The sequence below is a fragment of the Variovorax sp. AC194 genome, from assembly GCF_979257995.1.
Map to the genome: position 1 here is coordinate 4,811,203 of NZ_OZ409823.1, position 19,045 is coordinate 4,830,247.

The 19,045-nt window shown below is 67.0% G+C and carries 22 protein-coding genes; 11 read left to right on the forward strand and 11 right to left on the reverse strand.

Annotation, left to right across the window (positions count from 1 at the left end):
• Positions 1 to 30 precede the first annotated feature (30 nt).
• Positions 31 to 558 (forward strand): hypothetical protein, encoded by a 528-nt coding sequence (locus ACZYRS_RS22865; protein WP_463421094.1) that lies wholly within the window; start codon positions 31 to 33, stop codon positions 556 to 558.
• Here ACZYRS_RS22865 and arfB read toward each other — a convergent pair.
• The 3 genes from arfB to clpB are packed head-to-tail and all read right to left on the reverse strand — an operon-like array spanning position 527 to position 3,962.
• Positions 527 to 934, reverse strand: coding sequence for an alternative ribosome rescue aminoacyl-tRNA hydrolase ArfB (arfB, locus tag ACZYRS_RS22870; RefSeq protein WP_463421095.1), 408 nt, complete (start codon positions 932 to 934; stop codon positions 527 to 529). The two genes, ACZYRS_RS22865 and arfB, sit on opposite strands and share 32 nt — an antisense overlap.
• Before the next feature lie 55 nt (positions 935 to 989).
• Entirely contained in the window at positions 990 to 1,331 is a 342-nt protein-coding gene (locus ACZYRS_RS22875; protein WP_233101946.1) for a hypothetical protein, read from the reverse strand.
• Between the two features lie 9 nt (positions 1,332 to 1,340).
• The gene (gene clpB, locus ACZYRS_RS22880; protein ID WP_463421096.1) at positions 1,341 to 3,962 is read right to left on the reverse strand and encodes an ATP-dependent chaperone ClpB; all 2,622 of its coding nucleotides are present in this window, start codon (positions 3,960 to 3,962) and stop codon (positions 1,341 to 1,343) included.
• A gap of 141 nt (positions 3,963 to 4,103) precedes the next feature.
• On the opposite strand from clpB, the gene ACZYRS_RS22885 reads away from it, so the two are divergent.
• A complete protein-coding gene (locus ACZYRS_RS22885; protein WP_463421097.1) occupies positions 4,104 to 5,099 on the forward strand; it encodes a Bug family tripartite tricarboxylate transporter substrate binding protein in 996 nt (331 codons plus the stop codon).
• Here the strand turns inward: ACZYRS_RS22885 and ACZYRS_RS22890 are convergent.
• The gene (locus ACZYRS_RS22890; protein ID WP_463421098.1) at positions 5,096 to 5,572 is read right to left on the reverse strand and encodes a molybdenum cofactor biosynthesis protein MoaE; all 477 of its coding nucleotides are present in this window, start codon (positions 5,570 to 5,572) and stop codon (positions 5,096 to 5,098) included. The two genes, ACZYRS_RS22885 and ACZYRS_RS22890, sit on opposite strands and share 4 nt — an antisense overlap.
• A 253-nt stretch (positions 5,573 to 5,825) precedes the next feature.
• On the opposite strand from ACZYRS_RS22890, the gene dapA reads away from it, so the two are divergent.
• Positions 5,826 to 6,722: a 4-hydroxy-tetrahydrodipicolinate synthase gene (dapA, locus tag ACZYRS_RS22895; protein ID WP_463421099.1), complete on the forward strand. Its 897-nt coding sequence runs from the start codon at positions 5,826 to 5,828 to the stop codon at positions 6,720 to 6,722.
• On the opposite strand, the gene moaD is transcribed toward dapA, so the two are convergent.
• The 7 genes from moaD to ACZYRS_RS22930 all read right to left on the reverse strand — a co-directional run bounded on the left by moaD (position 6,709) and on the right by ACZYRS_RS22930 (position 13,240).
• Positions 6,709 to 6,960, reverse strand: coding sequence for a molybdopterin converting factor subunit 1 (moaD, locus tag ACZYRS_RS22900; RefSeq protein ID WP_463421100.1), 252 nt, complete (start codon positions 6,958 to 6,960; stop codon positions 6,709 to 6,711). The two genes, dapA and moaD, sit on opposite strands and share 14 nt — an antisense overlap.
• A 7-nt stretch (positions 6,961 to 6,967) precedes the next feature.
• The gene (locus tag ACZYRS_RS22905) at positions 6,968 to 8,254 is read right to left on the reverse strand and encodes a molybdopterin molybdotransferase MoeA (protein WP_463421101.1); all 1,287 of its coding nucleotides are present in this window, start codon (positions 8,252 to 8,254) and stop codon (positions 6,968 to 6,970) included.
• Positions 8,247 to 8,792: a molybdopterin-guanine dinucleotide biosynthesis protein B gene (gene mobB, locus ACZYRS_RS22910; RefSeq protein ID WP_463421102.1), complete on the reverse strand. Its 546-nt coding sequence runs from the start codon at positions 8,790 to 8,792 to the stop codon at positions 8,247 to 8,249. The genes ACZYRS_RS22905 and mobB overlap by 8 nt, the downstream gene beginning before the upstream one ends.
• Before the next feature lie 18 nt (positions 8,793 to 8,810).
• Positions 8,811 to 10,226 carry a threonine synthase gene (gene thrC / locus ACZYRS_RS22915; RefSeq protein WP_463421103.1) on the reverse strand — a complete coding sequence of 472 codons (1,416 nt, stop codon included), beginning with the start codon at positions 10,224 to 10,226 and terminating at the stop codon, positions 8,811 to 8,813.
• 9 nt (positions 10,227 to 10,235) lie between these two features.
• Positions 10,236 to 10,550 carry a response regulator gene (locus ACZYRS_RS22920; RefSeq protein ID WP_463421104.1) on the reverse strand — a complete coding sequence of 105 codons (315 nt, stop codon included), beginning with the start codon at positions 10,548 to 10,550 and terminating at the stop codon, positions 10,236 to 10,238.
• A gap of 18 nt (positions 10,551 to 10,568) precedes the next feature.
• Entirely contained in the window at positions 10,569 to 11,891 is a 1,323-nt protein-coding gene (locus tag ACZYRS_RS22925) for a homoserine dehydrogenase (protein WP_463421105.1), read from the reverse strand.
• A 116-nt stretch (positions 11,892 to 12,007) separates the two neighbouring features.
• Complete coding sequence (locus ACZYRS_RS22930) at positions 12,008 to 13,240, reverse strand: pyridoxal phosphate-dependent aminotransferase (RefSeq protein ID WP_198787700.1); 1,233 nt, start codon at positions 13,238 to 13,240, stop codon at positions 12,008 to 12,010.
• 99 nt (positions 13,241 to 13,339) lie between these two features.
• Between ACZYRS_RS22930 and ACZYRS_RS22935 the strand changes: the two genes are divergently transcribed.
• The 8 genes from ACZYRS_RS22935 to ACZYRS_RS22970 all read left to right on the forward strand — a co-directional run bounded on the left by ACZYRS_RS22935 (position 13,340) and on the right by ACZYRS_RS22970 (position 19,040).
• The gene (locus ACZYRS_RS22935; RefSeq protein ID WP_463421106.1) at positions 13,340 to 13,723 is read left to right on the forward strand and encodes an Mth938-like domain-containing protein; all 384 of its coding nucleotides are present in this window, start codon (positions 13,340 to 13,342) and stop codon (positions 13,721 to 13,723) included.
• 135 nt (positions 13,724 to 13,858) lie between these two features.
• A complete protein-coding gene (locus ACZYRS_RS22940) occupies positions 13,859 to 14,335 on the forward strand; it encodes a peroxiredoxin (protein WP_007830801.1) in 477 nt (158 codons plus the stop codon).
• Between the two features lie 221 nt (positions 14,336 to 14,556).
• Entirely contained in the window at positions 14,557 to 16,347 is a 1,791-nt protein-coding gene (locus tag ACZYRS_RS22945) for a PhoH family protein (RefSeq protein WP_198787698.1), read from the forward strand.
• Between the two features lie 152 nt (positions 16,348 to 16,499).
• Positions 16,500 to 16,871, forward strand: coding sequence for a VOC family protein (locus tag ACZYRS_RS22950; protein WP_198787697.1), 372 nt, complete (start codon positions 16,500 to 16,502; stop codon positions 16,869 to 16,871).
• Between the two features lie 6 nt (positions 16,872 to 16,877).
• Positions 16,878 to 17,327: an EVE domain-containing protein gene (locus ACZYRS_RS22955; protein ID WP_463421107.1), complete on the forward strand. Its 450-nt coding sequence runs from the start codon at positions 16,878 to 16,880 to the stop codon at positions 17,325 to 17,327.
• A 44-nt stretch (positions 17,328 to 17,371) separates the two neighbouring features.
• Positions 17,372 to 17,839, forward strand: coding sequence for a GyrI-like domain-containing protein (locus tag ACZYRS_RS22960; protein ID WP_463421108.1), 468 nt, complete (start codon positions 17,372 to 17,374; stop codon positions 17,837 to 17,839).
• Positions 17,836 to 18,294, forward strand: coding sequence for an MGMT family protein (locus tag ACZYRS_RS22965; protein WP_463421109.1), 459 nt, complete (start codon positions 17,836 to 17,838; stop codon positions 18,292 to 18,294). The genes ACZYRS_RS22960 and ACZYRS_RS22965 overlap by 4 nt, the downstream gene beginning before the upstream one ends.
• On the forward strand, positions 18,294 to 19,040 hold the full coding sequence (locus ACZYRS_RS22970) for a helix-turn-helix transcriptional regulator (protein ID WP_463421110.1): 747 nt from the start codon (positions 18,294 to 18,296) through the stop codon (positions 19,038 to 19,040). Before ACZYRS_RS22965 ends, ACZYRS_RS22970 begins: the two co-directional genes overlap by 1 nt.
• Positions 19,041 to 19,045 lie beyond the last annotated feature (5 nt).

Consider the following 19,045-nt stretch of genomic DNA (forward strand, 5'->3'; position numbering starts at 1 on the left):
TGCCGCACCACGAACAACGAGGAGCGCCGCATGGCAGCGACCGGATGGCTGGGACTCACGTCCCTCGGGATCATTCACACCGCGATCAGCCTGATCGCCGTCTTCGCGGGGATCGTCGCCCTGCTGCGCTACAAGGAAATCACCCTGCGCACCGGATGGGGCCAGGTCTTCGTCTGGACCACGGTGCTCACCTGCCTGACGGGCTTCGGCATCTTCCAGCACGGCGGCTTCGGCAAGCCGCATGTGCTGGGCATCGTGACGCTGGTCGCGCTCGGCGCGGGCGCGCTGGCCGGGCGGGGCGGCCTCGGGAAGAACTCGCGCTACATCGAGGCCATCGCCTATTCGGCCAGTTTTCTCTTCCACTGGATACCGGCGTTCACCGAGACGCTGACGCGGCTTCCGCTGGGCGCGCCGCTGCTGGCGGATGCCGAGGCGCCCGCGCTGAAGGCGATCACCGGCGTGCTGTTCGTGCTGTACATCGTGGGCGTGGCGCTGCAGATCAGGCGGCTGCGCGGCGGCAGCCCGGTCAGTCCCGCACCGGTCCGCGCAAGTTCTTGATCTGCGCGCGCTGGCTCTTGCCCTCGAGCCGGCGCTGCTTGGACCCATAGGTCGGCTTGGTGGCGCGCCGCACGCGCGGCGGCGTGGCGACGGTGTCGACCACCGCCTGCAGCCGCGCGAGCGCGTCGGCGCGGTTCATCTCCTGCGTGCGGTGCTGCTGCGCCTTGAGCACGAAGACGCCCTCCTGCGTGATGCGGCTGTCGCGCAACGCGAGCAACCGCTCCTTCACGTCGGCGGGCAATGAGCTTGCGGGGATGTCGTAGCGCAGGTGGATCGCGCTGGAGACCTTGTTGACGTTCTGCCCACCCGCGCCCTGCGCCCGGATGGCGCTGATCTCGACTTCGTCGGGATCGATCAGGAGCGGTGGGCGGAGCATGAAGGCGAGTGTGCCTTCAAACGCGTGCGGCGACGGCGAAGGGCCAGGGTCGAGGTCAGCCGCGCGAGACCGATTTCGGCGCGACGTCGGTCACGTCGCTGGCATTGCCGCGGATGCGCTCGGCGCGCACCACCGATTCGCCGCGCGCCCGCGCGTTGGTGACGTCGGCGGCCGTCGGCTCGGCCGGATTTGCCGCATTGCGAAACCGGTCGAAGCCCGAGCGCGGGTTGAAGCGCCCGCCCATCGACGCCATCCAGGGCGTCACGGGCTTGCCCGTGAGGCGCCCCCAGGCGTAGCGCACGCCCCACACGGCCGCCAGCAGCATGACCGCGACGGCCAGGCTGGCCGCGAACACCAGCCCCAGGAGCAGAAGAATGACGCGAAGAATGAAGTTCATCATCCGACTTTAGGCCGAAGCCGCCACCGTTGGTTCCCCGCCCTTGGTGAACGAGAACTGGCCCGGCGACTGGATCGGGTCGGTGTTGACCTCGATCGTGTCCTTCGGCCCGAAGCTGCCATCGAGCAGCAGCCGCGAGAGCGGGTTCTCGATGCGCTGCTGGATCGCACGCTTCAACGGCCGCGCGCCGAACACCGGGTCGAAGCCGACCTTGGCGATTTCGGCCAGCGCCGCGGGCGACACCTCCAGGCCCAGGTCCATCTTCGCCAGGCGCGCCTTGAGCACCTTCAGCTGGATCGCGGCGATCGATTCGATGTTCTTCGCGTCGAGCGCGTGGAACACCACCGTCTCGTCGATGCGGTTCAGGAACTCGGGGCGGAAGTAGTTCTTCAGCTCGTCCCACACCGCTTCCTTGATCTCTTCGGAAGGCTTGCCCACCATGGCCTGGATGATCGGCGAGCCGATGTTGCTCGTCATCACGATTACCGTGTTCTTGAAGTCCACGGTGCGGCCCTGGCCATCGGTCAGGCGCCCATCGTCGAGCACCTGCAGCAGCACGTTGAAGACGTCGGGGTGCGCCTTCTCCACTTCGTCGAGCAGCACCACGCTGTAGGGCTTGCGGCGCACGGCCTCGGTGAGGTAGCCGCCCTCTTCGTAGCCCACGTAGCCCGGCGGCGCGCCGATCAGGCGCGCGACCGAATGCTTCTCCATGAACTCGCTCATGTCGATGCGGATGAGGTGGTCTTCGCTGTCGAAGAGGAAGCCCGCGAGCGCCTTGCACAGCTCGGTCTTCCCCACGCCCGTGGGGCCGAGGAACAGGAACGAGCCCGTGGGGCGGTTCGGATCGGACAGGCCCGAGCGCGAGCGGCGGATCGCATTGGCGACCGCACCGATGGCCTCGTTCTGGCCGACCACGCGCTCGTGCAGCTTGTCTTCCATCACGAGCAGCTTGTCGCGCTCGCCCTGCATGAGCTTGGCGACCGGGATGCCGGTGGCGCGCGCCACGACCTCGGCGATTTCTTCGGCGCCGACCTGCGTGCGCAAGAGCGTGGGCGCGCTGGACTTGCCCTTGCTCGCCTCGCTGGCCTCGGCCTCCTTCAGTCGCTTTTCGAGCGCGGGCAGCTGGCCGTATTGCAGCTCGGCAAGCTTGTTGAAGTCGCCCTTGCGCTCCCACTCCTTGATCTCGATCTTGAGCTTCTCGATTTCTTCACGGATGTGCGCGCTGCCCTGGGCCTGGGCCTTCTCGGCCTGCCAGATCTCGTCGTAGTCGGCGATTTCCTTCTGCAGCTTGGCGATCTCGTCCTCGATGAGGTTGAAGCGCTTCTGCGAGGCCTCGTCCTTCTCGCGGCGCACGGCTTCGCGCTCGATCTGCAGCTGGATGAGGCGGCGGTCGAGGCGGTCCATCACCTCGGGCTTGGAGTCCATCTCGATCTTGATCTTGGCCGCGGCCTCGTCGATCAGGTCGATGGCCTTGTCGGGCAGGAAGCGGTCGGTGATGTAGCGGTCGGAGAGCTCGGCCGCGGCCACGATGGCCGGGTCGGTGATCTGCACGCCGTGATGCACTTCGTATTTTTCCTGCAGGCCGCGCAGGATCGCGATGGTGGCCTCGACGCTGGGCTCGCCCACGATGATCTTCTGGAAGCGGCGCTCCAGCGCGGCATCCTTCTCGATGTACTTGCGGTATTCGTCCAGCGTGGTCGCGCCCACGCAGTGCAGTTCGCCGCGCGCGAGCGCGGGCTTGAGCATGTTGCCCGCGTCCATCGCGCCCTCGGCCTTGCCGGCGCCGACCATGGTGTGGAGTTCGTCGATGAAGACGATGGTCTGGCCTTCGTCCTTCGCGAGTTCGTTGAGCACGGTCTTCAGGCGCTCCTCGAATTCGCCGCGGAACTTCGCGCCGGCCAGGAGCGAAGCCATGTCGAGCGACAGCACCCGCTTGCCCTTGAGCGAATCGGGCACCTCGCCCGCGACGATGCGCTGCGCGAGGCCTTCGACGATGGCGGTCTTGCCGACGCCGGGTTCGCCGATGAGCACGGGGTTGTTCTTGGTGCGGCGTTGCAGCACCTGGATCGCACGGCGGATTTCCTCGTCGCGGCCGATGACCGGGTCGAGCTTGCCCAGGCGCGCGCGCTCGGTCAGGTCCATGGTGTATTTCTTGAGCGCCTCGCGCTGGCCTTCGGCGTCGGCGCTGTTCACGCCCTGCCCGCCGCGCACGGCGTCGATGGCCGATTCGAGCGACTTGCGGCTCAAGCCATTTTCTTTCGCGATCTTGCCGGTGTCGGACTTGCTGTCCGCCACGGCCAGCAGGAAGAGCTCGCCGGCGATGAACTGGTCATTGCGCTTGAGGGCTTCCTTCTCGGTGGCCTGCAGCAGCTTGCCCAGCTCCGGGCCGACCTGCACGATGTCGTGGCCCTGCACCTGGGGCAGCTTCTTGATGGCGGCTTCGGCCGCCTGCACGAGACCCGGCACATTGACGCCGGCACGCTCCAGGAGGGCGCGCGGGCCGTCGTCCTGGCGCAGCATCGCGACCAGCAGGTGGGCGGGCTCGATGTAGGCGTTGTCGTTGCCGAGCGCCAGCGTCTGCGCGTCGCTCAGCGCTTCCTGAAATTTGGTGGTGAGTTTGTCTTGTCGCATGGTGGTATTCCTGCATCCAAAATAGGGCCGTTCGGGCACGATTCAAGGTTGTGAATCGGGTTCGCGCCGCGGGCACGGGTATTGCACGGTGCACCGCATCTTTTTGCCGTAGGCATTTCTCTCTCTCGAATGGAGTCGATCATGGGTTTTTCAATGCAGCGCGCACAGCCGGTGCGTCGCGCGCTCAGCGTGGGTCTTTTTGCCGCCGCCATGGGCATGGCCGGGCTGGCGCAGGCCCAGAGCGGCACGCCGATCCGCATCCTGGTCGGCTTTCCCGCCGGCGCGGGCACCGATGCCATCGCGCGCACCCTGGGCGAAAAGCTCAAGGACGTGCTGGGCGTGCCGGTGGTGGTGGAGAACCGCGCCGGCGCGGGCGGGCAGATCGCCGCGACGGTGCTGAAATCGTCGCCCGCCGACGGCCACACGCTCTTCCTCTCGCACGACCACACCATCTCGATCCTGCCGCAGGTGGTGAAGAACCCGGGCTTCAACCCCGCCACCGACTTCGTGCCCGTGGCCGGCTTCGCCACCTTCGCCAATGTGCTGGCCGTCTCGGGCGGCACGCCGGCCAAGAGCATCGACGAGTACGTGAAGTGGGTCCGCACCGCCAGGGGCGGCAAGGAGACCATCGGCATCCCGGCGCCCGCGTCGATTCCCGAATTCCTCGTGAAGATGATCTCGGACAAGTACAAGATCGACGTCCAGCCCGCGCCCTACCGCGGCAGCGCGCCGATGACGGCCGACATGCTGGGCAACCAGATCACCGCGGGCATCGCCTCGGTGCCGGACTTCATCGAGAACCACAAGGCGGGCAAGGTGCGCATCGTGGCCTCCATCGGCGCCAAGCGCCAGGCGGTGATTCCGAACGTGCCGACCTTCACGGAGCTGGGCTTTTCGAACCTGGAAGACCTGCCCTACTACGGCATCTTCGCGCCGGTGGGCACGCCGCAGCCGATCATCGACAGGTACGGCGATGCGCTGCAGAAGGTGCTGGCGATGCCTGATGTGAAGCAGAAGCTCACGACGATGGGCCTCACGGTCGGCTACGAGCCGCAGGGGCAGTTCGCGGGTCGCGTGCGCACCTACACGCAGACGTGGGAACGGATCATCCAGGCCAGCGGGTTCAAGCCCCTTTAAGCGTTCGTGGCGCTGATGCCCCAGCGCGCCAGCGCCGCGTCGTCGGCGACGCGGGCATCGACCCAGCGGGCGCCTTCGGGCGTCTGTTCTTTTTTCCAGAACGGGGCCTGGGTCTTCAAGTAATCCATCAGGAACTCGCAGGCCTCGAAGCTCTGGCCGCGGTGGGCCGAGACCACCGCCACCATCATGATCTGGTCGAGCGGCTGCAGGAGGCCCACGCGGTGGATCACGCGCGCACCGAGAATGTCGAAGCGCTTGTGGGCCTCGTCGATCATGGCTTCGATGGCCTTCTCGGTCATGCCGGGGTAGTGCTCCAGCTCCATCGACGCGACGGTGCTGCCGTCGTTGCGATCCCTCACGGTGCCGATGAAGCTGCAGACCGCGCCCACGCGCTTGTCGCCCGCGCGCAACGTGGCGAGCTCGTGGCTCAAGTCGAAATCACCCGTCTGGATCGAAACACGCGCAACGCTCATGTCCGGATTGTGGCATCGGGATAGACTGCGTCCATGCCTTGCCTCGCCACGCTCTCCACGGTGCTTACGCACCCCGAGAGCCGTTGCGCGCGCCAGGGCAGCAAAGCCAAAAAACCAAAGCTCGTCTGACCGGAGCTGCGGTTCCGTCGTCGGATGAGCGACGGAACCTGCCCAAAGGCTTTGACCCCTGCATGGTTGTGCGCGCATCGGACGGTGGTTCTTTCCATCGGTTGATTCCTGAAAGGAAACCTGCGTGCCACAACAACAACCCGCCTCCCCTACCCGTGATTTTTCGGGCCTCTGGATTCCGCTCGTCACGCCATTTCGCGACGGTGCGGTCGATCATGCCGCGCTCTCCGCACTGACCCGGCGCCTTGCCGCCGACGGCGTGGCCGGCTTCGTGGTCTGCGGCTCGACCGGCGAAGCCGCAGCGCTCGACGAGGCGGAGCAACTCGCATCGCTCGACACGGTGCTGGCGGCCGCCAGCGGCCTGCCCGTCGTCATGGGCCTCTCGGGCTACCACCTGGGCAAGACGACGGCTTGGGTGCGCCAGCTTTCGGAACGCCCGCTCGCAGGCCTGCTGGTGCCCGCCCCGCACTACATCCGCCCGTCGCAGGCCGGCCTGCTCGAATGGTTCCGCGCGATCGCCGATGCGAGCGCGGTGCCGGTGCTGATCTACGACATCCCCTACCGCACCGGTGCCACCCTTTCGCGCGAGACGCTGCTGGCGCTGGCCGCGCACCCGCGCATCCAGGGCATCAAGGACTGCGGTGGCGACATGGCCAAGACGCGCGCGCTGATCGCCGATGGCCGGCTGCAGGTGCTGTCGGGCGAAGACCACCAGATCTTCTCCACCGTGGCAGAAGGCGGCGTGGGCGCCATCGCGGCGAGCGGGCATGTGCAGACGAAGCGCTTCGTGCAGGTGCTGCGCCTCCTGGCCGACAACCGCGTGGCCGAAGCGCGCGCCGAATGGCAGCCGCTGCAGCCGCTGATCGAGATGCTGTTCGCCGAGTCCAACCCGGGTCCATTGAAGGCGCTGCTGGCGCAGGGCGGTGCGATGCGCGACGAGTTGCGCTCGCCGATGACGCGCGCCTCCGACGACCTGCGCGAGCGCCTCGTGGCGCTGGACGCGCGGCTCAGCCGCCCGTAACCGGCGGGAAGAACGCGACCTCGCAGCCTTCGTGCAGGGCTGCGGCTTCGTCGCTCATGACCTGGTCGAGCGCCATGCGCACCGCCCTGCCGCGGGCGAGCGCGGTGGCGTGCGCCCCGCCGCGCGCGATGAGTTCGTCGCGCAATGCGGCGAGCGTTTCGGCGCGGGTGTCGACGCTTTCGTTGCTCGTGGAGAGCGCCTCGCGCACCGAGGCGAAATAACGGATCTGGACCTTCATGACGATGTCAGGCGAGCAGCGAGGCGAAGGGAATGAAGTTCACGGTGTCGCCCGACTTGATCGTCTGGCCCGAGGGGTTGTCGACCACGCCGTCGCCCCAGACCATCGAGGTCAGCACGCCCGAACTCTGGTTGGCGAACAGGTCGAGCCCGCCCGCGGCGTTTCGCCGTGCGCGCAGGAACTCGCGTCGCTTGTCGGCGCGGGGCCAATCGAAATCGGCGCGCATCTGAACGGCCTCGGGCGTCACGCGATCGGCACCCTGCAGCGTCAGCAGGAAAGGCCGAACGAGCATCAGGAAGGTGAGGAAGCTCGACACCGGGTTGCCGGGCAGCCCCGTCACGTGGCACACGCCCTGCCCGCTGCTGCGCGCGATGGAGCCATAGGCGAAGGGCTTGCCGGGCTTCATCGACAGCGACCACAGCTGCAGCTCGCCGAGCGTCTGCAGCGCGGCGCGGATGTGGTCTTCCTCGCCGACGGAGACGCCCCCGGTCGTGATGATGAGGTCGCTCGCCTCGGCCGCATCGCGCAGTGCCGCGATGGTGGTTTCGCGGTTGTCGGGCACGATGCCCAGGTCGTTCACTTCGCAGCCCAGCCGGTGCAGCAAGGCGCGCATGAAGAACCGGTTGGAGTTGTAGATCGCGCCGGGCTTCATCGCGTCGGGCGCGACCTCGCCGGGCATCACCAGCTCGTCGCCGGTGGAGAGCATGGCCACGCGCGGCTTGCGCGCGACCTGCAGCTTGTGGAAGCCGACGCTGGCCGCGAGGCCAAGCGCCGCGGGCGTGAGGCGTTCGCCTTTCTTCAGCACGACGTCGCCGGAGGCCACGTCTTCGCCTGCGCGGCGGACCCACTGGCCGGCCGCGGGAACGATCGCGATACGCACCGAGCCCAGACCGCCTTCCTGCGGCGTGGCGGTGGTGTCTTCCTGCATCACGACGGCGTCGGCGCCCTCGGGAATCTGCGCGCCGGTGAAGATGCGCGCCGCGGTGCCCGCTGCGAGCGGCGTGCCGACGGTGCCCGCGGGAATGCGCTGCGTCACCTCAAGCAGGGCGCCGGGCGCGGCGCAATCGGCCGCGCGCACCGCGTACCCGTCCATCGCGCTGTTGTCGCGCGGCGGCACGGTGAGGCCGGAGACGATGTCCTGCGCGAGCACGCGGCCGTCGGCGTCGAAGGTGACGACGCTCTCGGCGGGAAGCGTCGGCGCGGCCTTGGCCAGCAATTGCGCGATGGCCTCGTCCAGCGGCATCAGCGGGGGCCGCGCGTTGGACGCGGAGAACGGAACGGGTGTGTCAGCCATGGTGTTCCGGGTTGTACTCGAAGCGCTGGCCATTGGCGATGAGCCACTGCGCGATGGCCTCGGCGTCGTCGAGGTCGAACAGCGGCCGGGCCGTGGGCTCCGGCAGGCTGCCGGGCGCATCGGTGGCGATGGCGGTGACGAAGGGGTCGTCCGGATAGAGCACCGGCCGCAACGTCTCGCCTGCCTCGGGCTGGCGCCAGACCTCGATTTTGTGCACGTTGCTGTGGCGAAAGCCCTCGACCAGCACCCAGTCGGCGGCCGGGTGCAACTCGGCCAGCAGCTGGTGCACGCTGAGCTCGACCGGGACCTCGAATTCGCGCATCACCGCCAGGCGCTTGTCGGAGGCGACGACCACCTCGAACGCGCCGGCCTCGCGGTGGCGGTACGTGTCCTTGCCCGGATGGTCGATGTCGAACTTGTGGTGCGCATGCTTGACCACCGAGACACGCTGGCCGAGCCGCTTGAGCACGGGGATCAGCTTCTCCACCAAAGTGGTCTTGCCCGCGCCTGAGTAGCCGGCGAAGCCGACGACTTTCATGCCGATTCCCTGTGTCGGTCAATCACAGTTCTGGGCGATGTAGGCCTTCACGGCCTCGGCGTCCGCCGGCAGCTTGACCACGCGCTTGGGCAGCGCCTCGATGCCCTCGAACTTCGCGGGCCGGTCGGGTTCGTGGCCCAGGGCTTCGACGATCGTGGCGGCGAACTTGATCGGCAGCGCCGTCTCGAGCACCACCATCGGCACGCCCGGCACGAGGAATTCGCGCGCGGCCTTCAGGCCGTCGGCCGTGTGCGGATCGACCAGCGTGGCAAAGCGCTTTTCGGTATCGCGGATGGTGGCCAGGCGATCGGCATGCGTGCTGCGGCTGCTCACGAAGCCGAAGCGCCCGGCCGCGTCCTTGAACGCCGCATCGGCGCTCAGGTCGAAGCGGCCTTCCAGGCCCAGGTCTTCCACGAAGAGCTTGCGCAGCTTGCCAGCGTCGCGACCCACGAGATCGAACACGAAGCGCTCGAAATTGCTGGCCTTGCTGATGTCCATCGAGGGGCTGGAGGTCTCGTGCGTGTCGGCCGCGCCGCGCACGCGATAGATGCCGGTGCGGAAGAACTCGTCGAGCACGTCGTTCTCGTTGGTGGCGACCACCAGCGTCTGGACCGGCAGGCCCATCATGCGCGCCACGTGGCCCGCGCAGACGTTGCCGAAGTTGCCCGAGGGCACGGTGAAGCTCACCGGCTTGTCGTTGCTCGCCGTCGCCTGGAAGTAGCCCGCGAAGTAGTAGACGACCTGCGCCAGCAGCCGCGCCCAGTTGATCGAGTTGACCGTGCCGATGCGGTACTTGCGCTTGAAGCCCAGGTCGTTGGAGACCGCCTTCACGATGTCCTGGCAGTCGTCGAACACGCCGGTGATGGCGATGTTGTGGATGTTCTCGTCCTGCAGGCTGAACATCTGCGCCTGCTGGAACGGGCTCATGCGGCCGTCCGGCGAGGTCATGAAGACGCGCACGCCCTTCTTGCCGCGCATGGCGTATTCGGCGGCGCTGCCGGTGTCGCCGCTGGTGGCGCCCAGGATGTTGAGCTCCGAGCCGCGGCGGGTCAGTTCGTACTCGAACAGGTTGCCCAGGAGCTGCATCGCCATGTCCTTGAAGGCCAGCGTGGGGCCGTTGGACAGGGCTTCGATGTACACGCCGTCCTCGAGCTCGCGCAGCGGCACGATCTCGTCGGTGCCGAACACCTCGGTGGTGTAGGTCTTCGCGCAGATGGCCTTCAGGTCGGCCGGCGCGATGTCGTCGATGTAGAGCGAGAGGATCTCGAAGGCCAGTTCGGCGTACGGCAGCTCGCGCCATTTGGCGAGCGTGGCGGTGTCGATCTGCGGGTAGGTTTCCGGCAGGTACAGGCCGCCATCGGGCGCGAGGCCCTCGAGGAGGATTTCGCAGAAGCGCTTGCGGTCGGGGTGACCGCGGGTGCTCAGGTAGTTCACAAGATATTCCTAGAGACCGATTCCATAGTGGCGGATGTCAAGCCAGAAGCGTGAGCCGATCAGCGCCAGCATGCCGAAGAAAAGAACGATGTAGTGCAGCGGCCGGTACTCGACATTGTCCGTCGCATCTAGCGCGCCGAAGTACGCCCAGGCGGCCAGGAAGCTGCCCGCGCCGTTGAGCACGAGCTGCCACCACCCGAGGCTGGCGAACAGCGCCAGCGTGACCAGCACCGCGAACCAGAACGCCAGGTGCCAGCGCGGAAGCTCCACATGCGCGAAGCGCAGCAACCCGACCAGCGCAAAGGTGGCGATCAGCGTGGGCACTGCGGCGCTCCATGGCGATCAGGACAGCTCTTCCTTGCGGATGCGCACGATCGGCTCCAGCACGGTGGGCAGCGCCTGCAGCTCGGCCAGCACGTCGTTGACGGTGCCTTCGCGCGCGTCGTGCGTGAGGATGATGAGGTCGGTTTGGGTGGAGCCCTCGCCGCCCACTTCGTCGGCTTCGCGCTGCAGCACCGCGTCGATGCTGATGCCGGCGGTGGCCAGGAGGCCCGTCACCTTGGCGAGCACGCCGGCCTGGTCGGCCACGCGCAGGCGCAGGTAGTAGCTGGTGACCACCTCGGCCATCGGGAGCACCTTCAGGTCGCTCATCGCATCGGGGTGGAAGGCCAGGTGCGGCACGCGATGCGCGGCGTCGGCGGTGTGCAGGCGGGTGATGTCGACCAGGTCGGCGATCACCGCGCTGGCGGTCGGCTCGCTGCCCGCGCCCTTGCCGTAGTAGAGCGTGGTGCCGACGGCGTCGCCGTGCACGACCACCGCGTTCATCGCGCCCTCGACGTTCGCGAGCAGGCGCTTGGACGGCACGAGCGACGGGTGCACGCGCAGCTCGATGCCCTTGGCCGTGCGCTTGGTGATGCCCAGGAGCTTGATGCGGTAGCCCAGCTGTTCGGCGTACTTGATGTCCTGCGCGGCGAGCTTGGTGATGCCCTCGATGTGGGCCTTGTCGAACTGCACCGGGATGCCGAACGCGATGGCGCTCATCAGCGTGACCTTGTGGCCGGCGTCCACACCTTCGATGTCGAAGGTCGGGTCGGCTTCGGCGTAGCCCAGGCGCTGGGCTTCCTTCAGCACGGTGGCGAAGTCCAGGCCCTTGTCGCGCATCTCGGACAGGATGAAGTTGGTCGTGCCGTTGATGATGCCGGCCAGCCACTGGATGCTGTTGGCCGTGAGGCCTTCGCGCAGCGCCTTGATGATCGGAATGCCACCGGCGACTGCCGCCTCGAAGGCCACCATCACGCCCTTGGCATGCGCGGCCGCGAAGATCTCGGTGCCGTGCACCGCGAGCAGCGCCTTGTTGGCCGTGACCACGTGCTTGCCGGCGGCGATGGCTTCGAGCACCAGTTGTTTCGCGACGCCGTAGCCGCCGATCAGCTCGATGACGATGTCGATGTCGGGGTTGGCGATGATCTCGCGTGCATCGGCCACCACCTTGACGCCTTCGCCGGCCACTTCCCGGGCGCGGGCGGTTTCCAGGTCGGCCACCATCGTGATCTCGATGCCGCGGCCGGCGCGGCGCTTGATTTCTTCCTGGTTGCGCTGGAGCACCTTGAAGGTGCCGCTGCCGACCGTGCCTGCGCCGAGAAGGCCTACTTGGATGGGTTTCATTGGGAGAGTCGCGCTCATGGCGTGGATGGTTTGGATGGGGCGGGCTTCAGGCATCGCCGGGGCGGGGGTTCAGGCATCGCCGGCGCGGCCACGGCGCATGCCATGGCCAGCGGTTTTCATGACGCCGTCTTGCGGCGCAGGCGGTACTGCTCCAGGAACTTCGCGATGCGGTTGATGGCCTCGCGCAGGTCGTCTTCGTGGGGCAGGAACACGATGCGGAAGTGGTCCGGCGTGGCCCAGTTGAAACCGGTGCCCTGCACCAGCATCACGCGGGTTTCCTTGAGCAGTTCGAGGAAGAACTGGCGGTCGTCGGCGATCGGATAGACCTCGGGGTCGAGCCTGGGGAACATGTAGAGCGCGGCGCTGGGCTTGACGCAGGTCACGCCCGGGATGGCGGTGATCAGCTCGTAGGCCAGGTCGCGCTGGCGGCGCAGGCGCCCGCCGTCGCAGACCAGGTCGTTGATGCTCTGGTAGCCGCCCAGCGCCGTCTGGATGGCCCACTGGCCCGGCACATTGGCGCACAGGCGCATGTTCGAGAGCATGTTCAGGCCCTCGATGTAGTCCTGCGCGGCGCGCTTGTCGCCCGAGACCACGACCCAGCCGGCACGGTAGCCGCACGAGCGGTAGCTCTTGGAGAGCGAGTTGAAGGTGAGCGTGAGCACGTCGGTCGAGAGGCTCGCGATGGCGGTGTGCTTGACGCCGTCGTACAGCACCTTGTCATAGACCTCGTCGGCGAAGATCACGAGGCCGTGTTCGCGCGCGATGGCCACGATGCTCTTGAGCAGATCGTCGGAATAGAGCGCGCCGGTCGGGTTGTTCGGGTTGATGACCACGATGCCCTTGGTGCGGGGCGTGATCTTGGCGCGGATGTCGTCCAGGTTCGGCATCCAGCCATTGGCCTCGTCGCACAGGTAGTGCACCGGGGTGCCGCCCGAGAGGCTCGTGGAGGCGGTCCACAGCGGGTAGTCGGGGGCGGGCAGGAGGAGCTCGTCGCCGTCATCGAGCAGCGCGTTCGTGGACATGGCGATCAGCTCGCTGGCGCCATTGCCCAGGTAGATGTCGTCCAGCGTGACGCCGGCAATGCCCTGCTTCTGGGTCTCGTGCATCACCGCCTTGCGCGCGGCGAAGACGCCCTTGCTGTCCGAATAGCCTGCCGAATTGGGCAGGTTGCGGATCATGTCCTGCTGGATTTCCTCGGGCGCATCGAAGCCGAACACGGCCAGATTGCCGATATTGAGCTTGATGATCTTCTGGCCGTCCTCTTCCATCTGCTTGGCGGCGTCCATGATGGGACCGCGGATGTCGTAGAGAACGTTGGCCAGCTTGGCCGATTTCTTGAGCTGCTTCAAAGGGCCCTCCCGGGCGTGTCGACTCGAGGGTCAAAGGCCCCTGGAGGCCTCGTGTCACTGGGGAAAACCTATAATTTGACCACAGTTCCCAGTGACCAGATGAAGCTCCAGCCCGACAAATCCGACGCCCAGTCCCTCACCGCCCACGGCCCCGGCTGGGTCGCGATCAACAACGAAAAGGTCGAGGGCAGCGTGGTGGTCGGCTCCCGCGGCGAGCGTTTCGAGTGGAATTGCAGCCGGTTCGACGAAATCGGCCCCGAGCATTTCGCGCAATTGGCGCAATTGGGGGCGGAATTGATCATTTTCGGCAGCGGGAGCCGCATCCGCTTTCCGCAGCCTGCCTGGCTCCAGCCCCTGATGGCGCAGCGCACCGGCGTCGAGACCATGGACACCCCGGCGGCCTGCCGGACCTACAACATCCTGGCCGGCGAAGGCCGGCATGTGATCGCCGCCCTGCTGGTCGAGCGCCCGTCGGCTGACTGAGAGGGGTATTTTCGGGGTAAAATAGCGGGTTGCGAACAGGCCAGCTACCCCAAAGTTAGCAACGACCAATCCTCCGCGCATCGAGTCTGCCCCGAAGAACTCGATCCACGGAATCTAACGGAGAAAACAAGTTTCATGGCGATCGTTGTCAACAAACCCATTCCTGAATTCGACGCCAACGCCACGGGCGGCCTCAAGGTCTCGAATACCTCGCATCTCGGCCACGTGCTGGTCATGTATTTCTACCCGAAAGATAACACCCCGGGTTGCACGACCGAAGCGATGCAATTCCGTGATCGCTACAAGGATTTCGAAAAGGCCGGTGCCACCGTTTTCGGCGTTTCGCGTGACAACATGAAGTCGCACGACGAGTTCAAGGCCAAGCTCGAGCTGCCCTTCGAACTGATCGCCGACACCGAAGAAAAAATGTGCCACATGTTCGGCGTGGTCAAGAACAAGATCATGTACGGCAAGAAGGTCAAGGGCATCGAGCGCAGCACCTTCCTGATCGGCGCCGACGGCATCCTGAAGGCCGAATGGCGCGGGCTGAAGGTTCCGGGTCACGTCGACGACGTGCTCAAGGCAGTCAAGGCGCTCAAGAAGGCCGCCTGACCGCAGCGAGAAGCGCCAGCCGGCGCTTTTGCGTGATTTGCGTGGGGAATGCCCAACGTGACACGTAAAAGCGGCAAAGAGCCCCTGGCGCGTCATCTGCGGTGTGCATAATGGCCTCATGCCGTTGAGCTCCACGACCGCATCCTCCGAACAAAGCCGCCTAGGTCTTCAGGCGGCTTTTTCGTTTTCTGGTTTCCACTTTCCTGCGAGCGACCTCCCACATGCCATTGCCTCCCGCCCCCACGAAACGCGCCGCATTGCTCTCACCGGACGCGATCGACGCGCCCGCCCGGTCCTCGCACAGGGGGTCGCGCCGCTCCGGCGACCAGCGCGCTGACGAAACGGCCTCGAACGGACCGCAGCCGCTGGAGTTGTTCGACAACCTGAACTCCGATGCCGCAGGCGGCGGCGAAACCGCGCGCCCGTCGCGCCGGGCCAAATCCCGGCAGGCGCCTGCGCCCGCACCCGCTCCGCAGCAACAGCCCGCCGCCATCCAGGTCGAGACCCGGGTCCCTACGGCGCCCGCCCCGGCCTATGCCCCGGCGCCCGCAGCGGCCGCGCCCCAGGCTCCGGCTCGCCCCAAGCGCAGCAAATCGACCGGCCCGGCCAAGCTGTTCGTGCTCGACACGAACGTGCTGCTGCACGATCCGATGTGCCTGTTCCGCTTCGAGGAGCACGACATCTTCCTGCCGATGATCGTGCTGGAAGAGCTCGACGGCCACAAGAAAGGCACCACCGAAGTCGCCCGCAACGGCCGCCAGACCAGCCGTACGCTCGATGCGCTGGCCGGCGCGCAGGACGCGGACATCGACAAGGGCCTGAAGCTGGACACCACCGGCCACCGTGAAGCCGGCGGCCGTCTGTTCTTCCAGACCGCTCCGCTCGATTACTCGCTGCCGATCAGCCTGCCCCAGGGCAAGGCCGACAACCAGATCCTGGGCGTCGTGCATGCGCTGCGCGACGAGTACGCCAAGGACCGCCCGGGCAAGCCGAAGCAGGAAGTGGTGCTGGTGTCCAAGGACATCAACATGCGCGTCAAGGCGCGCGCCCTGGGCCTGGCCGCCGACGATTACCAGAACGACAAGACGCTGGAAGACGGCGACCTGCTCTACGCCGGCTCGCTGGCGCTCCCGTCCGACTTCTGGACCCGCCAGAGCAAGACGGTCGAGAGCTGGCAGAGCGGCAGCAACACCTTCTACCGGATCAGCGGTCCGATCGTGCCCAACCTGTACATCAACCAGTTCGTCTTCTTCGAGGCACCCGGCGAGCCGAGCATGTACGCGCGCGTCACCGAGATTCGCGACAAGACCGCGGTGCTCAAGACGCTCAAGGACTACAGCTCGGGCAAGAACGCGGTGTGGGGCGTGAACACGCGCAACCGCGAGCAGAACTTCGCGATGAACCTGCTCATGGACCCGGAGATCGACTTCGTCACGCTGACCGGCACCGCCGGCACCGGCAAGACCCTGATGGCGCTGGCCTCGGGCCTCACGCAGGTGCTGGACGACCGCCGCTACACCGAGATCATCATGACCCGCGCGACCGTGAGCGTGGGCGAGGACATCGGCTTCCTGCCCGGCACCGAGGAAGAAAAGATGGGCCCCTGGATGGGCGCGCTGGACGACAACCTCGAGTTCCTGGCCAAGGGCGACGGCGGCGGCGCCGGCGAGTGGGGCCGCGCGGCCACCAACGAGCTGATCCGCAGCCGCATCAAGGTCAAGAGCATGAACTTCATGCGCGGGCGCACCTTCCTGAACAAGTACGTGATCATCGACGAGGCGCAGAACCTGACGCCCAAGCAGATGAAGACGCTGATCACCCGCGCGGGCCCGGGCACCAAGATCATCTGCATGGGCAACCTCGCGCAGATCGACACGCCGTACCTCACGGAAGGCTCCTCGGGCCTCACATTCGCGGTCGACAAGTTCAAGGGCTGGCCGCACGGCGGGCACATCACGCTGGCGCGCGGCGAGCGCTCGCGCCTGGCCGATTTCGCGAGCGACGTGCTCTAAAAAACCGATCCGCGGCCATCGAGCCCGCGCATGTCCTCCAGAGGGCATCGCGGGCTTTTTTTCGCCCGCCATGACAGGCTCCTGACAAGACGTTGTCAGGAGGCGGCTCGCACCATCGAGGCTCCTTCCAACGCAACGAAAGAGAGCTCTTCATGCAGAACGCGATCACCTGGTTCGAGATTCCGGTCAGCAACCTGGACCGTGCCCAGGCCTTCTACGAAACCGTGCTGGCGCGCAAGCTGCGCCGCGAAAGTCTCGGCGGCGAGGCGCTGGCCATTTTTCCGTATGACGCCCCGGGCGTCGGCGGCGCATTGCAGGCCGGCGCGAGTGCCGCTGGCCGCACAGGCAGCAGCACCCGCATCTACCTCGATTGCATGCCCAGCATCGATGCCGTGCTGTCGCGCGTCGAGGCGGCCGGCGGCCAGATCGTGGCGCCCAAGTCGGCGCTGCCGCCGGGCATGGGCTTCATCGCTCATCTGCGTGACACCGAAGGCAACGAAGTCGGCCTGCACGCCCTCGCCTGAAGCACCATGGCACAGCGCAACTGGATCGCCGTCGCGAGCGCCGACCATGCCCGGCGCGGGCGCGACCACAAGCCGGTCGGCTTCATGCAGGTCGGCCACGGCAAGCTGGGCCCGCTCAAGCGGATCGCCGCGGGCGACCGCGTGGCCTACTATTCGCCGGCGACGGTGTTCGGCGGCACGGACAAGCTGCAGAGCTTCGTGTCGATCGGCATCGTGCTGCCCGGCGACGCGTACGAATTCGACATGGGCGGCGGCTTCATTCCGTGGCGCCGCGACGTGAGCTATGCGGCGTCGCACGAGGCGCCGATCGCGCCGCTGATCGAGCGCCTCGCCTTCATCGAGACGCCCAAGCAGTGGGGCTACAAGTTCCGCTTCGGCATGTTCGACGTGACCGACGCCGACATCGCGTTGATCGCCCAGGCCATGAAGGCCGACCTGAAAACGCTCGCCCTTTGAGCAGCAACACCCGAACATCGCAGACAGAAGAAGGAGAAGAACCCATGGAACCCGCCCGCCAACACCACGCCGCCTTCCGGGTCGCCGGCCTCACGGTCCGCACGACCAACCGCGAAGAAAACGATCCCGCCACGGCCCGCATCGGCGCGCTGTGGGGCCGCTTCTTCGGCGAGCAGACCTACGAATCGACGCCGAACCGCACGAGCGACACGCGCATCTTCGGCGTCTACGCCGCCTACGCGTCCGACGCCCATGGCCCGTTCGACATCACCGTCGGCGTGGCCGTCTCGGAGGGCGCGGACAGCGTGGCCATCGAGGCCAGCGACTACCTCGTCTTCACCGGCCAGGGCGAGATGCCGCAGATGGTGATCGCCACCTGGCAGCGCATCTGGCAGTATTTCGAGGCGCACCCGGAAATCGCGCGCCGCTACCAGAGCGATTTCGAAGCCTACGAGGGGCCGGACAAGGTGGCGATCCATATCGGAGTTTCTGGAGTTTCCGCAGTCTCATGAGCACCAAGAAGAGCTGGCGCGACAGGCTCGCCAGCTACCCGCACCTGCCGACCGTCAAGGAGATCCCCCTGGCCATGCGCAAGCGCCACGGCGAGGGCACCATCGCCACGCCCTCCCCGCAGGAGGTCCAGGAGGCGATGCGCGGCGTGCCCGAGGGCCGGCTCGCGACCGTGCTGGGCATTGGCGAAGACATCGCGGTGCGCCACAGCGCCACCATCGGCTGCACCGTGACCACGGCGATCTTTGCGCACATGGTCGCGCACGCCACCGAAGAGAGCCAGGAGCGAACGCCCTACTGGCGCACCCTCAAGATCGGCGGCGAACTCAACCCCAAGTACCCCGGCGGCATCGAGGCGCAGATGGCCCGGCTCGAAGCCGAGGGCCACACGGTCGTGCAGCGCGGCAAGCGCTACTTCGTCGAGGACTTCGCCCGGAAGCTCTCCGGAACGCGCTGATGCGCCGCGCCGATCGCCTCTTCCAGCTCGTGCAGCTCATCCGCGGGCGCCGGCTCACCACGGCCGCGTTTCTCGCGCAGCGCCTGGAGGTGTCGGAGCGCACGGTGTACCGCGACGTGGCCGACCTGCAGCACCAAGGCGTGCCGATCGAGGGCGAAGCGGGCGTGGGCTACCGGCTGGGCGTGGGCTTCGAGCTGCCGCCGCTGATGTTCACGCAGGACGAGGCCTCCGCGCTCGTGGCCGCGGCGCGGCTCGCGCAGAGCTGGGTCGATCCGGCGCTCGCGCGCGACATCGAAGCGGGACTGGGCAAGATCCTCTCGGTGCTGCCACCGGCCGCGCGCGTCTCGGCGGAAGCGCTGGCGCTCTACGCGCCCGCGCTGGGACTGGACGACGTCATGGGTGCCCGATTGCAGGCCTTGCGCGAGGCCGTGCAGGCGCGCCAGAAGCTGCGCCTGAACTACCGCGACGTGTCGGGCGACGCCAGCGAGCGCACGGTTCGGCCGCTCGGATGCTTCTACTGGGGAAAGGTCTGGACGCTCTCGACCTGGTGCGAGCTGCGCAACGACTTCCGTGGGTTTCGCGTCGACCGCATGGACGCGGTCGAGGTGCTGCCCGAACGCTTTCGCGACGAGCCGGGCAAGACGCTCGCCGACCTGCTGCGCCAGGTAAAGGCCCGCCAGGTGGAAACGACGCCGCCGGAACCGCAGACATGGCCGTCGAAGGCGCAAGGTCCTTCGGCCGCTTGACCTCG